The organism is Lutimonas saemankumensis (genome assembly GCF_020171465.1).
Taxonomy (GTDB): Bacteria; Bacteroidota; Bacteroidia; order Flavobacteriales; family Flavobacteriaceae; genus Lutimonas; species Lutimonas saemankumensis.
This window is the reverse complement of record NZ_JAIUZR010000004.1, coordinates 26,406-39,923: the sequence shown is the minus strand read 5'-3', so window position 1 is coordinate 39,923 and position 13,518 is coordinate 26,406. Positions and strand designations below refer to the sequence as shown.

9 protein-coding genes and 1 tRNA gene are annotated in these 13,518 nt (G+C 34.5%); 4 read left to right on the top strand and 6 right to left on the bottom strand.

The genetic code is table 11. The features are described from left to right. Positions 1 to 24 precede the first annotated feature (24 nt). Entirely contained in the window at positions 25 to 3,648 is a 3,624-nt protein-coding gene (locus LCM02_RS08015) for a lamin tail domain-containing protein (RefSeq protein ID WP_224927833.1), read from the bottom strand. A 66-nt stretch (positions 3,649 to 3,714) separates the two neighbouring features. Between LCM02_RS08015 and LCM02_RS08010 the strand changes: the two genes are divergently transcribed. The 3 genes from LCM02_RS08010 to LCM02_RS08000 all read left to right on the top strand — a co-directional run bounded on the left by LCM02_RS08010 (position 3,715) and on the right by LCM02_RS08000 (position 4,794). After that, a complete protein-coding gene (locus tag LCM02_RS08010) occupies positions 3,715 to 4,209 on the top strand; it encodes a regulatory protein RecX (RefSeq protein ID WP_224927832.1) in 495 nt (164 codons plus the stop codon). A gap of 53 nt (positions 4,210 to 4,262) precedes the next feature. Continuing rightward, a complete protein-coding gene (locus LCM02_RS08005) occupies positions 4,263 to 4,709 on the top strand; it encodes a GatB/YqeY domain-containing protein (protein ID WP_224927831.1) in 447 nt (148 codons plus the stop codon). An 11-nt stretch (positions 4,710 to 4,720) separates the two neighbouring features. Further along, positions 4,721 to 4,794, top strand: a tRNA-Arg gene (locus LCM02_RS08000). Positions 4,795 to 6,076: 1,282 nt separating this feature from the next. On the opposite strand, the gene LCM02_RS07995 is transcribed toward LCM02_RS08000, so the two are convergent. The 5 genes from LCM02_RS07995 to LCM02_RS07975 all read right to left on the bottom strand — a co-directional run bounded on the left by LCM02_RS07995 (position 6,077) and on the right by LCM02_RS07975 (position 11,756). Continuing rightward, on the bottom strand, positions 6,077 to 7,039 hold the full coding sequence (locus LCM02_RS07995) for a hypothetical protein (protein WP_224927830.1): 963 nt from the start codon (positions 7,037 to 7,039) through the stop codon (positions 6,077 to 6,079). Between the two features lie 4 nt (positions 7,040 to 7,043). Beyond that, positions 7,044 to 8,492: an MBOAT family O-acyltransferase gene (locus tag LCM02_RS07990; protein WP_224927829.1), complete on the bottom strand. Its 1,449-nt coding sequence runs from the start codon at positions 8,490 to 8,492 to the stop codon at positions 7,044 to 7,046. A 468-nt stretch (positions 8,493 to 8,960) separates the two neighbouring features. Then, a complete protein-coding gene (locus LCM02_RS07985; protein ID WP_224927828.1) occupies positions 8,961 to 9,722 on the bottom strand; it encodes a hypothetical protein in 762 nt (253 codons plus the stop codon). Between the two features lie 76 nt (positions 9,723 to 9,798). Further along, the gene (locus tag LCM02_RS07980; protein ID WP_224927827.1) at positions 9,799 to 10,710 is read right to left on the bottom strand and encodes a hypothetical protein; all 912 of its coding nucleotides are present in this window, start codon (positions 10,708 to 10,710) and stop codon (positions 9,799 to 9,801) included. 182 nt (positions 10,711 to 10,892) lie between these two features. Continuing rightward, a complete protein-coding gene (locus LCM02_RS07975) occupies positions 10,893 to 11,756 on the bottom strand; it encodes a sialate O-acetylesterase (RefSeq protein ID WP_224927826.1) in 864 nt (287 codons plus the stop codon). 544 nt (positions 11,757 to 12,300) lie between these two features. On the opposite strand from LCM02_RS07975, the gene LCM02_RS07970 reads away from it, so the two are divergent. Continuing rightward, a complete protein-coding gene (locus tag LCM02_RS07970; protein ID WP_224927825.1) occupies positions 12,301 to 13,452 on the top strand; it encodes a putative porin in 1,152 nt (383 codons plus the stop codon). Positions 13,453 to 13,518: the final 66 nt, after the last annotated feature.

The window sequence follows — 13,518 nt, the reverse complement described above, 5'->3', positions numbered from 1 at the left end:
AGAAGCGGGGCTTTTTTTTTGCCCTCATGGCAGGATTTTTTTGACGATCAAACTGGAATCCTCCAACAGAACACGAATAATATAGATCGCACGTTCAGGAAATCCATACCACGGGATGCGGGCTGTTTTATCCCCAATTTTTGAACCGGTCAGTTTCCGGCCGTTAAGATCATATACCTCAACACTTGCAATATTTCTTTCGGATAATGTGTCAAGCCATAGTGCATTGTCAAAAATCCTCCAAAAAAGATCATCGGATCTAGAAAGTTGAACTGTTGTTTCATCCTCGAGGCTATGGTCCTTGCTTATAAATAACTTAAAACGATCATTGTATTTACCTGGTTTTGACAATTCAAAATGATACTTTCCCTTCCTCAGATCTTTTTTTAAATTAAGGTACTCGTCAATGAGTATTAAACGGTAGTTTGAAAGCCCGTCCGTAACTTTTTCCAAACCTATTTCCAGAAAAACAGGCTCCTCAGCTCTGATCTCGAGCCCAAGCTGTACAAATTTGTTACCCTGTAATGGAGGAAGGCCCTGAATAGCCAGTTGAAGATCTTTGGAAAGAGTGTAGAAATTCACATGGTTCCCGGACTTCATTCTTAATCCGTCATACATTTGATCTATTCCAACGGTTGCCCCATTTATAAAGCCGATCAATAACTGACTGAAAGCACCAAGATTGTTAGAGAGGTTTAACCAGATTTTCTTTTCTTCGACGGGAATTTTATCCTTGTTGGGTTTAAAGAAATTATCGGTTCCGGCCGTCGTTCGCATCTCATTCTTAAAAACCGCTTCACCTTCATTGAGTGCCTGGATAAAAAACCCCTGGCAACTACTAATATATTTTGAAGGTATTTTTCCATTTTCATTGGCCTTTATACCACCTGTTCCCAGGGTAAACATGGCATAGTCATCGGCAGAGTATTTCATGGAATTTGTATCGGAGTCTAAAGCGGCGGGTGTGTCATGGGTCCAGAAATAAACGGTTTTGCCCAATATTTCATTATTTGTTTCATTGTTTAGAAATTCTTCAATATCAACCGAAGACGGATAGGGGTTGCCCATAAGGGTCCATTGGGGTTTATCACCAAATGTATTTCTATTGATTTCCGTTCTGACCTTAATGATTCCGTTATTCACCTTTCCGTCAAAAACCGCATATTGATAATTATCAAACGCTTTACCCAACGGAGCCATTACCGTATAACCAATACCGGCCTCCATAACACCAAGCTTGTTCTGCCAGGAATCTTGATTATCGTCGATCCCGTCATCATTCAAATCTTCAAACAGAGATGCGGAAAATGTATAAAAAGAGTTTTTGGGCGAGTTATAGAAAACATCTTCAAGTTTGTTTCCCTCAACCGGACTTGACCAGAAGGTATAGTCATATGGCTCTAAATATGTACTCTTTTTATGAATTAGAATTTCACCGTTTTTTTCGATTCTACCATGATCATCTTTGTTGACAAGAGAAGCATTATTCTCTATTTCAAGTGATCCGTCAACGATGAGGTCTTTTTCAACGACCAGGCTGTTCCCGCTTGCTATCAGCATTCTGGCACCCTCCTCAATTTTCAAGGAACAGACCTCTAAACTTCCTTCTGTAAGGCTGGAGTAATCAGATTCAATAAACACGGCCTTACTGGCATCGGGAATTCCATTGGTCCAACCTCCTTCCCTCCATGAAGTTGTTCCCGGGTCATGAATACCAATTCGTAAATTTGATCCTGCCAGGGCCGTGTCAATTTCTTCCAGTGTATGTATTTCCCATTCTGATAACAGGAAACCTGTATTTGCTGTGGAAGCCCTGCAACCGTATTTTCTGACCATAGACAAGTCTTTACCCCATTCTTCTGCCAGGCCGATAATATCCACTTTATCTCTCCAGCATTTTTCTGAGCCTGAAGTTGAAATCACTATAATGTCATCTCCTGAAAAACTACACACATTCGTTTTTATTTCATCTCCGTTAAGGGCGTAATCGGGAGTGTTTACGTTTAAAGAGGCACAATATTTAATGGATGCTCCAGGTAGAATTGATGGAATTGGAATTTTGCTGCTTGGTTTTCTGTCAACAGGGCTAAAGGCATCGTTGTTTCGAAACAATGCCAGGTAGTATAGGTTTTCAGGGCTGCTTTTGTTGCTGATATTGGAAATTTCCACCCATTTATTATTTGATTCACCTTCATAATATTGTGATATGATCAAAGGGCTTGAAACCGAACCTGTCGTTTCTCCGATTATAAGAAATTCAAAAGGATTTTCCGAGGAATCAGAATTCAGGATATTAACCACTGCCTCATGAAAACCGATTTGAGTTGGAAAATAATTAATAAAAAGCTGAAGGCTGTCATTTACAGGAATAACTGCCGGACTGTTGAAATTTGTATCAAAGTTGACTTCATCAGGTCCGGTTATTTCAATTGAATTAATCGTCAAAGCATCATTTCCCTCATTCTTTATATAAAACTCTTTTTGAACTTTCTCATCAAAAGATTGAGGAAATGCTCCAAAGTAAGTTTGATCCAGAATTGAAGTTTTATTGTTACCATCTGGAATTGATAATCCGTTTCCGGATACTTTTATTTCAGGTATAGGGCCCTCGCAGACACTTGTGTGAAGATCCAGATCGCCTGTTTCTTCCATGGGATATACATCCCATTCCAAGGGGTCAAACTGGCTGTTTGGAGAACGAATAGTTGATTTCCTTCTCAAGGTGATATCCTTTCCAAAATAAGCAGAATCGCCAATCTTGCCAATGGCGTCTATTGCTATTTGATTCTTTCCAAGAACGATCTTATCATCACCGTTAAAATCCATTACAGAACTATTGGAACTGAGATCTGATGTTAATCCCAAGTTTTCTGTGTAGTCTTCAATTAAAAAAGTCTCACCTGAAGCTAACATACCTGATAATGATAAGACAGAGGATGGATTCAAGTTTTTACCGGTGTATTTTGAGAGCTTGTAAGAAGACAGGTCAATAACTGAATCACTTGAATTGTAAATTTCTATAAAATTATTTCTATGCAGGCGAGAAGAGCTTCCCTCTGCATATTCGGATATCAACAGTTCGTTGCAAAGTTCAACAGGATCTCCTGTAACAACCAGGTTGTCCAGCCCTCCAAGATCAGAGCCATTTTGTTTGACACTGATCCTAATTTTCACGGACTTAACAGTATTCGGAACAGGAAGCTCCAGTGTTGTCCATGGCCTGCTTAAATTATCCTGGCCATCTGCAAAGAGAACCTCTTCCTGGATTTCGCCATCAAACCATAATTGATATTTCATGTCATCGCCTTTATCATAGCCTGCAACCAAATAGTCGAACCTAATTTTTACCTGTCGATATTGCCTGATATCTATGGCTTCGAATTCCATGTATTCAAAATCGGAAGAACCACAATTCCCATTTAAGTCTTTGATCCCCCAGAACTGATTTCCATGACTGGGTTGAATGGTGTCCAGTTGAGTATGGTAATTCCAGCTGTCATTGTCTGCGGTGCAAGGCGGGGTGCTAAAGCTTATTACTGACCAGTTATCTCCGGAAATTTCAAAGCTGTTTCTGGCAATCAATGTTGACTGAGCCATAGTCTGAATCATATATAGTAGAATATAAAGACATAAATAGTACCTGAGCATGTTATAGCAGATTAGTTTTGGAAAAATTAACTGATGCGAGTACTTTTGGAATGTACTATTTAATACATGAAACAGAAGAAGTCAACATATACTCTGGAAGAAGCCAAGAGGTCGCTTGAAAAATATTGTGTCTATCAGGATCGATGTCATAAAGATATTGAGCGCAAATTGATGGATATGAGAATGATTCCGGAGGCAAGAGAGTTGATTCTACTCCACCTGATGCAGCACGATTTTTTAAATGAAGAAAGATTTGCCAGAAGTTTTGCTCGAGGCAAGTTCAAAATAAAAAAATGGGGATATGTAAGAATTACAAACGAATTAAAGATTCGCGAAATATCCAGTTACAATATTAAAGCCGCTTTAAGTGAGATCGATAAATCAGAATATGAAGAAACCCTTAGAGATTTAGGCAAAAGAAAGTTTAACAGTACTTCTGAGCCAGTTGTGCTGAAGAAGAGAAAAAAAGTGGCGGATTACCTTTTGAGAAGAGGTTTTGAGAGCCCAAAGGTCTATGCTTTGATCCGGGAGCTCGAATTGGAAAATAATTCGTCAAAGTAGCTAATTTAGGCTGAATGTTTTTAGTATATTTGTTGCCCTAAAAATGAATTAGTATGAGTGTACAGGCCCAGGTTATGGAACAGATGAAGGCTGCTATGAAATCGAAAGATACTGTGGCGCTGGAGGCATTAAGAGCATTAAAATCTGCTTTTCTTTTGGCTAACACAAGTGGAAGCAACGTGGATCTTTCATCGGAGGATGAGATCAAAATTGTTCAGAAACTAGTGAAGCAAAGAAAAGACAGTGCTGCTATTTTTCAGGAACAAGACAGGAATGACCTTGCTGAACCTGAACTCGCCCAGGCAAAAATATTGGAGCAGTTTCTTCCGGAACAAATAAATGAAGAAGAATTGACTTCTGCGATCAATGAAATTATTTCTCAGACCGGAGCCAGCTCAATGAGGGATATGGGAAAAGTTATGGGAATAGCTTCCAAACAACTTGCTGGAAAGGCTGATGGCAAAGCGATTTCTACAATCGTAAAACAACTACTCAGCTAATCATATTTACAGGCCCCGTAGTTCAACTGAATAGAATATCAGATTTCGGCTCTGAGGGTTGCAGGTTTGAATCCTGCCGGGGTCACTAAGAAAAGAAAGCTCAGCGGAATGCTGGGCTTTTTGTTTGGTGCTGAGTCAATTTTAAATTGAACGATAACAATAAACAAAAAGCCCATTCGACGAAGGAGAGCGATTTCTTTTCGGAATTCGGAGCATTTAAGGATCATGTGAATAATCCTCGGATTACTCCTGAAGATTTTTATATCCACAGCTTAATTTTTTGATTTTGCGGCGCATTGAATTTCGAATCATAGCTTTGTCAGGATGCCACAGGCAATCCTGTTTTAGCTTGGACCGAACTCATTCTTTTTGAGACAGCAGGATATTTCAATAATAAAACTTTCAAAAAAACGTTTATAAAGTGCTATGGATTAATTAGTTAATGATTAATCCCCTCAATTTAGCTTTTTAAATTGAAAGCGGCCCCGTGTTTTTTGACATGGGGTTTTTTATTAATTAATTATCACTATCTTTGCGCAGCTTATTCGTTTTCTGAGGGGATGATGAAATGAGCGCATACTAAACAAATTCCAATTTATGAACCCGTTTGATGAAAATCATTCGGGTTTTCCTTTACCATAACCCAGCTTGCTATTTTCCGTATCCACTGCTCACTTCTGAGAAGATAACGGAATGAATATCTCGATAAATAATCTATCCCTTTCGGAAGTGATTTGATACCGTTCCCCTTAATGAGTAAAGTGAATTAACCACTGGCTATATTAGTTATCAAACTTACCATATGCTCCCCTTTTTCCTTAAAATAAGCTGGGCTAGCTTAGAATAATAAGTTCTTCAAATACTTTCGATATACCTGGGGATATAGTTCTTATGGCTGTAGTAGTACTCATTCCGCTTTAGATCAATAATTGGCATGAATTTGTAAAATAAAACAAACATAAATAAGTTTCTTTGAGGAAATCAGAACGGATTTATTAAGCGATACACTGAATTCAAATTTCAATGTTAGATTAGATAAAAATCAAAAAGAAATTGATTGTTTAAACGAAAAAAAATAAAGATCAACAAATCAAGAGCAATAAGTTTTTAGAATGTTGTTCTTTCAATTTTCATTCCAGTTGTTAATAAATAGGTAATGAGTATCCCATGAACTTTAAGGGTAATTTTTCGTTTGCTTATTTGAAGTATTTAACAGTTTTACCTTCTGAAATTAAAGTTTGTCTGATTCTTCTGAAGATTTATCATTGGTTTTAGGTTTCTTGAAAGACATTATAAAAAATTAACTCAAGTTCTGAATATTGAAGTATTGAGCAGTAAATATTGGTAGTCGCCACAAAAAAGAGCTATTACCGTTTCAGCCTTTGATGTGAATTCGTGTTTAATAGATCACAAAGAAGAGAATCTAATTTAATTGAAAATATTTTAGCCCCTTTTGGATTTAGATGGTCCGGATCCAGAAACATCTCAGATTGATATTCATATGTTTCCTCAAAATTCCAGATATAAACATTTTCGTAATTATGATACGATTGCAGAAATTTGTCTTTTCTTCCTAATTTATCAAATAACATTTCATCATTATATGTGTAATGTTTTGGTGGCGAAAGGAAGATAACTGATATGTTATTTTTTAAACATTGCGTAACCATCTTCTTCAATTTCATCGTGTTCTCTAAATAGTATTGATCTGATACTCTTTTATGCTTATTTTCCAAGTAGTTATTTGCTAATCTTTTAATCTGTAAGCTATCGTACATGACACCCTCAAACATATTGTCCGACTTTGGACCGTCTGTAATAAAACCATATTCATTATATCGCCCAAACTGTTGATTTTTTATTGGTAGAATGAATCTTTTTATATATTGACGAGGATTCACTGCTAACAAAAAATTATCTATTAAGGGAGGCTGCTTATCATAATTGTTAATGCCATAATATATATGGAAAAGATGATTTTTATTCCAATTCCTATCTCTATAATCTTCTAAATTGTGGTAACCAAGTTCTAAAATCACAAACTTCAAATTTGGGATCAATTCTAAATATTTTTCCATCAAAATCAAGTCTATATTGATTGCACTACCTCCGTGGGCTAATGGAGCAGTTTTAAAACTAAGGTACTTTGGATTAACGGCTCTCCAATTATGAGAAGAACCCAGAATCATTACTTCAATATTCTCTTTATTTTTCTTTATATAATCAGCTTTTGCTTTAAACGTGTTATTTCGAACGGTAAGTTCGACTATTACAAATAGGAGAGCCACTGGAAAAAAAAAAGAAATTGCTCTAAACAGGAACTTTTTCATAGCATTAAAATTGAAAATAAATAAATTGTTGTTCATTCCCGCTAAACCAAAATATTGCAATCATTATGGCATAATACATCGCGTATCTTATAGGGCGTTTCCACCTAATCCCTAAATTCTGGATTGCAAATTGTTGTTCTCGACCGACCCATTCAATTAAAACGAAGATAAAAGTTATAAAAATGGTAATTAAGAATTTTCTCATTTCTGATAATTTTGGAATTTCAAATAGAGATGGAGATAAAATCTCTGAAATATAGCTGAAAGCGTGATCTACATTTTCTGCTCTAAAAAATATCCATGCAATTAGGGTCAACCCAAAAGTCATCAGCATCAAAGAAAGTTCTTTTAGGCTTGGAAATAACTTTCCTTGGGCTACTATTTCTAGATTGTTTCGGTTCTTGTTGGTCAATAATAACGGCATAAAGTATATTGCATTTAATACGCCCCAAATAATAAAAGTCCAATTTGCTCCATGCCAGAAACCACTTACGATAAAAATGATAAATGTGTTTCTAACTTTCATCCAGGTTCCACCTCTGCTGCCACCTAAAGGAATGTACAAGTAATCTCGAAACCATGTGGAAAGTGAAATATGCCATCGTCTCCAAAATTCGGCAATATCTCTTGAAAAATAAGGAAAGTTGAAGTTTCGCATTAAATCAAATCCAAAAAGCCTAGAAGTTCCGATTGCGATGTCTGAATACCCTGAAAAATCTCCGTAAATTTGAAATGAAAAGAATAAAGCCCCTAAGATAAGAGTGCTACCGTTCATATCTGCCGAGTTATTAAAAATTTGATTTGCGTATTCAGCACAATTGTCTGCAATTACTATTTTCTTGAATAATCCCCAAAGTATTTGACGCATTCCGTCAACAGCTTTTGAATAATCGAAAATTCGTTTTTTGTAAAATTGAGGAAGTAAATGTGTCGCCCTTTCAATTGGTCCGGCAACCAATTGAGGAAAGAAACTCACAAATGCTGAGAATGCTATAAAGTCCTTTGTCGGCTCAAGTTTTCTTTTGTAAACGTCAATCGTGTAACTTAAGGTCTGGAAAGTATAAAAGCTTATCCCGACAGGCAAAATGATATTTAGAGAATTACCTTGAATTTCTTGCCCAAAAAATAAAAATGCAGTTATAAAGTTGTCAAGGAAGAAATTGTAGTATTTGAAAAAACCCAAAAATCCAAGATTGACCAAAATACTCGACCATAATAAAGCTTTTCTTTTAATTTTATTTTCTTCATTTCTCAGTTTTTGTCCAACGGTGTAATCAACTATTGTACTGAACAAAATCAATGAAAGAAATCTCCAATCCCACCAACCGTAAAACAAGTAACTTGCTGCAACAATGAGTAAGTTTTGCAGTTTCAAGTTTTTGTTTGTAACAAACCAATAGAGAATAAAAACGATTGGTAAGAAAATCGCAAAATCAATAGAGTTAAAAAGCATTTATTCTTTTATTTATTATGTTAACTTATTACACTCATTTTGACTAATTGCAATTTAAATTTTTTAACTTGATTCACATCAGTTACTTAAAAGATTGGAGCGCATCACCACGAACCTCTCCAATAAAGACTGGCTTTGAAAAATTCTCATCTTTTCTTTAAGTTGTTTATAAGTTCTATTCATTTCTTTACACAACCCAATATCAATAGTTAATACATTTCTGAATTCAATATTACTAAATTATCTTTTTTCCATATACCAAAACCTTAGAAATTTTGGAATAATTTGATATGTGTTTTTCATGTAATTTTTAATAGCTGTAGCGGAACGGTCGGAAGTATCAATTCGCAGCAAACTATGGTGCTAACTCTTTCTCAAGTTATAACGATTTTAGTTTCAGAACTGAAGCTAAAATAAACACTTCTGCCTCAATGTTTTAAGGACGAATTTTAGTTGCTGTAATCCATATTATCTGATTTTTTTGTAAATCATTCTTGCATATCTGTAAAAATATGATTGCTTTAGAGGCCTTATAATCTTATAAATTCTATAACGACGTAATGCACGTTTACTAAATCGATATATCAATCCTTCTTCTATAGTGTAAATACAAGGATTGCATACTCCACAAGGGGCGTTATTTTTTGGGTGATGACAGAACCAAGTCATATTCATAATATCAAGTAGTCCCATACTTTCCGCCCATAATTTCATTTTCAATTTACTAGAATCCAATATTGGGAATCGATAATTCCCAAAAACCTTGATTAGGTCTTCGGATGACTTTTCTTTGTCCAACACATAAAATCGAAAATATAATTCATCATGTGTTTTTTTTATTTCACCATATTTTTTAATAATTGAAAATGCTTTATCTTCTTGATGAATAGTTAATTCTAAATTTTCAACAGTCTTTGCAAATCTTGCTAACCATTCATATTGACTACCATAGAAATCAGATTTCAATATATTGACATAAGAATTTGTTATTTCTTTGTCCTTAGCAATGTCTGAAACATATATGGTAACGAGTTTTAAAAGGTTACATTTTGTCCGAGGATGATTCCTAATCTGTTCTGTAATTGTTTCAATGGCTTTTAGCTCAAGTCCTTCTGACTTTCTATTGTCTTTAAGATAATAGGGTTGAATTGTGACTTTTTTATCTATTAGGCTTAAGACTCTGTATGTTGAATCCCATCCACCAGTCCAGAGAATGTTAATTATTCGCATATATTTTTCTTGCTTATTAAGGATTAACTGATTTTGTTCGAATTTTAAGATTAGTCAACTCAAAAATAGTTGATGTTTAATTAATTTTGTTCAAACAGTATTCAGTATAATATTTTGATCCTTCTTTGCTAAAATGAGAATAATCTATAAATAAACTATCTTCCCAAAAAGTGAACTTAGGGTTGATGAATAACTGGTTCCTTTTATTCAATATCGATTTAATTTTATTTATATGAGTCCCTAAAAGATTTAATGCCTGATCATCTAAATTTAAGTAATAATTTTTCCGAAAGGGGTTTTGGATAAAAACTAGCTTAATATTTTTTTTCATACAATATTGAGAAATACTATCAAGATAATTATATTGATTTATATTTAGCTGAAGATTCTTGATGTCAATACCTTCCCAGCGTTTGGGATCTATATTAAAATTACTTTTTTGAAGGTTTATTCCGCCACAATCATCAAATGTTAAACTCGTATAGTTCAGGGTATCCTTCTTTTTGAGGAAATAATCTTTTGATTCTTTAATTAAATATTTTAAATTAATATTTCTATAAACTAAATTTCCATTTTCAAATAAATAGTTTTCGACCAAGTTATAATCTATTGATTTGGAATTATTTTTGAAATCCATGTATCCACTGTTAATTATTATTATCCTTGGTTTGTAATGACTGTCAAAGATTTTTATTAATCTAAAATCTTCTTCGATATTCTGGCCCCACGAAGAAATATTCAGAAATTTATTATCAAATTTATTTTTCAATGTTTCAGTATGTAAATTATTCAAACTCATTGAAGACCCTATGGCTAAAACATCTATTTCGCTTTGTAAATGGTTTTCTTTAATAAAGAGTATTTTGGCATTGAAAGATAAACTTGATGATAATTTTGGGGGAGGGTATCCAAAACGAACAATAAAAATAATTGGAACGATAATAAAAGGAAGAGAAATCATGGTTAATTTGGATATAAATTTCTTCATGTTTAGATCGTCCTTGAATTGAAATTAATTAACTTTCTGGTCATTCAACCAGATCACGATATTAGTATTATAATTTTCTTAAATAGTCCTCAAAATATTTACCGTATTTCGTCTATGGCTCTTACATTATTTAGAATCTTCAAAAACGAAGAATTAAATAATTGAGTTTTTTTCATATTTTTTTATTTCAAATTATTGTTTATTAATGATTCGACCCACAAATCTGAAAACATATCATATCCGAGCATTGAGAAATGACAACGATCAGGAAGACGGTATTTTTTATCACTTAGCAAATCTGTGTTGGGGCCTTCGTAGACGTTTTCAAAGTCTCGAATAATTTTATTCTGTTTTTTAATTAATTCATCATCATGAGAAGATGGATCTCCACAAAAACTAACTCTTGATAAATAAATAGGAATATCAACACCATTCTTTTTTAATTCACTTAATAATTTGACAAATTCATTATAATAATTGTCGTTTCCCGCATTATTGTTGTTATTAGATTCCCCTTGATGGAATAAAATACCATCAACTCTTCCAAACTCTCTCATTTGATATTCGAAGTTTTCTATAAGATATTTTAAATTTGCACCACTATTAAGCTCTTCTATTTTAGCCGAACCCATTCCGCAGCTGGAGAAAATAACTTTGTCATGAACTCCTTTGTTAATCAGCTTATCACCAACCATTCCCCAAACGGAGCCACTATTTCCTGTGCCGCCTAAAGCTGGGTCTTCATAAATATAAGTAATTCCTTTAAAAAATTGATAAACTTGATTCTTCACTACATAACCTATTTGGCCATGGTTTGTAGAGTTTGATTGCCCATATGTCAAATAAATACCTGTGTTTTTCGTGATGTCAATTGCTTTAGCATCATATAATGAAATGTCATAATTTCTTTTATACGGAGTTGTTGAACTGTTAAATTTTGATTTGATAAGATAAACAAAATTAAAGGGGAAATGTTTATAGTATCCAGTTGATATTCCAAAGAAAAATATAATTAACAGTATAATTAAAAATTCAAACTTTTTCATATCCTAAAATTACAATTATAATGGTTTCTTCAGTAATATTTTTATCAATTTTTAGAATCAAAATTCTATTATTACGGCTTCACCGAGTATCTTAAAAAGAATCTTGGTCAGAAACCAATCAAGTGGCTTGAATTAATTTGTTAACGATGACATGAGATAGCCCGATATATTATTCTCACCCGAAGAGATATGGTAGTATGGAAATATAGGCTATCTTTTGCCGACTACAATTATAAACAGAGTTTCAGGAATGCCTTTTATTCAATATATAAAGGGAAATATTTTTTTGACCCTGAAAGAAATATGCTTGAAAGGGTCTTTGGTTACAGTATTGCATTTAAAGGAGATAAGAATGAAATTCCTTGGATTCTACTATGACTTACTCATTGAGAAAAGCTGAGAAAATTAAGCAGCAATGATCTTATAGGGGTTCTTGGCGAGGTTTACATACATTTTTAAGTAGGTTGAACGAATGATTTTAATCATATGCATTGTTTGTTAATTCAATTATGTTTGCAATCATTTACTATATGAGTTGAACTTTTTGAAAAGATACGCATCCCGATCCATTCTCTTCCTGCTGTTTGCTGTGATGTATTCAGGAGCTTCCTTTGCCCAGGAAGAAAGCAAACAAAAAAAGCTCACATTTCAGGCGGATGCCCGGATAAGGGGAGAACAAGACTGGAATTCACGGAAATCGGATGGAACGTATCGTGATGACAGGTTTCGGGTTCGATTTAGAGTTCGGGCGGGCATGAAGTATAAACCCAGGGACTGGGCTGAATTTGGAATACGGTTACGAACCGGCTATCCCGAAAAACAGCAGGACCCGCATTTGACAATTGGTGATGGTTACCATGAATTTGAATCTGTACCCGTAGGATTTGATAAACTTTTTTTTAGAATGCAGTACTTTCGATACGATTTCTGGATCGGAAGAAATACCTTCCCATTTGAAAAGAAGCATGAGCTTTTCTGGGGTGATAATGTCTGGCTCGATGGATTTTATCTGGGTGCATCATTTGACTATGAAGATACAAAATGGATAGATTCAGTAAAATACAGTGGAGGCCTTTTTACAATCATTAATAATTTTTCGACCTTCAGTAGTGAAAGTTTTATTGGTATGCTCCGAGTTTCTTCCAAACATTTGGACAGCAGATTGAGTGTTTTTCCCTCTTTTTATTACTTTTCTCAAATGCCGGACATTCCGGATGGTAACGAAAACTATCGATTTAATTATGCCATTTTTCACATCGGAGCAGAGTATCTTATGCAAGAACCAAGATTGACTTTTGGCCTCGATATTTATCAAAATTTGAAGAACTATCAAAATGATGAAAACATTCCTGACTTCCTTAAGGATCAGAAATCAGGTATAGTGGGACATATTGTATGGGGCAGACTCAGGAAAAAGGGAGATTTTTCAACGGGAGTTTATTTAACCTATCTTGAAAGGTATTCCGCTGTAGATTTTTTTGCTCAGAATGACTGGACGAGGTGGGATTACAGCGGTCAGGGATCTCGAGATGGGAGGCTTACTAATTTTAAAGGAATCGAACTCGTTGCGGCATATAAGATTTCTAAGCGTTTCCAGTTAAAAATGCGTTACTTCAAAGTTGAACAGTTGCTGCCTTATGGATCGGCCCTTGAGACAGGAGACAGAATACGGCTTGATCTGGACTTTAAATGGTAGTTCAATTCTTCAAAATTTTAATTAACTTCGACCCTCACTAGATTATAAATTGTTTTAATTGAAATT

Excerpts from the sequence above, each read along its gene's own strand:
- LCM02_RS07995 (WP_224927830.1), bottom strand. The coding sequence starts at position 7,039 with ATGAAAAAGTTCCTGTTTAGAGCAATTTCTTTTTTTTTTCCAGTGGCT.
- LCM02_RS07990 (WP_224927829.1), bottom strand. The coding sequence starts at position 8,492 with ATGCTTTTTAACTCTATTGATTTTGCGATTTTCTTACCAATCGTTTTT.
- LCM02_RS07985 (WP_224927828.1), bottom strand. The coding sequence starts at position 9,722 with ATGCGAATAATTAACATTCTCTGGACTGGTGGATGGGATTCAACATAC.
- LCM02_RS07980 (WP_224927827.1), bottom strand. The coding sequence starts at position 10,710 with ATGAAGAAATTTATATCCAAATTAACCATGATTTCTCTTCCTTTTATT.
- LCM02_RS08015 (WP_224927833.1), bottom strand. The coding sequence starts at position 3,648 with ATGCTCAGGTACTATTTATGTCTTTATATTCTACTATATATGATTCAG.
- LCM02_RS07975 (WP_224927826.1), bottom strand. The coding sequence starts at position 11,756 with ATGAAAAAGTTTGAATTTTTAATTATACTGTTAATTATATTTTTCTTT.
- LCM02_RS08010 (WP_224927832.1), top strand. The coding sequence starts at position 3,715 with ATGAAACAGAAGAAGTCAACATATACTCTGGAAGAAGCCAAGAGGTCG.
- LCM02_RS08005 (WP_224927831.1), top strand. The coding sequence starts at position 4,263 with ATGAGTGTACAGGCCCAGGTTATGGAACAGATGAAGGCTGCTATGAAA.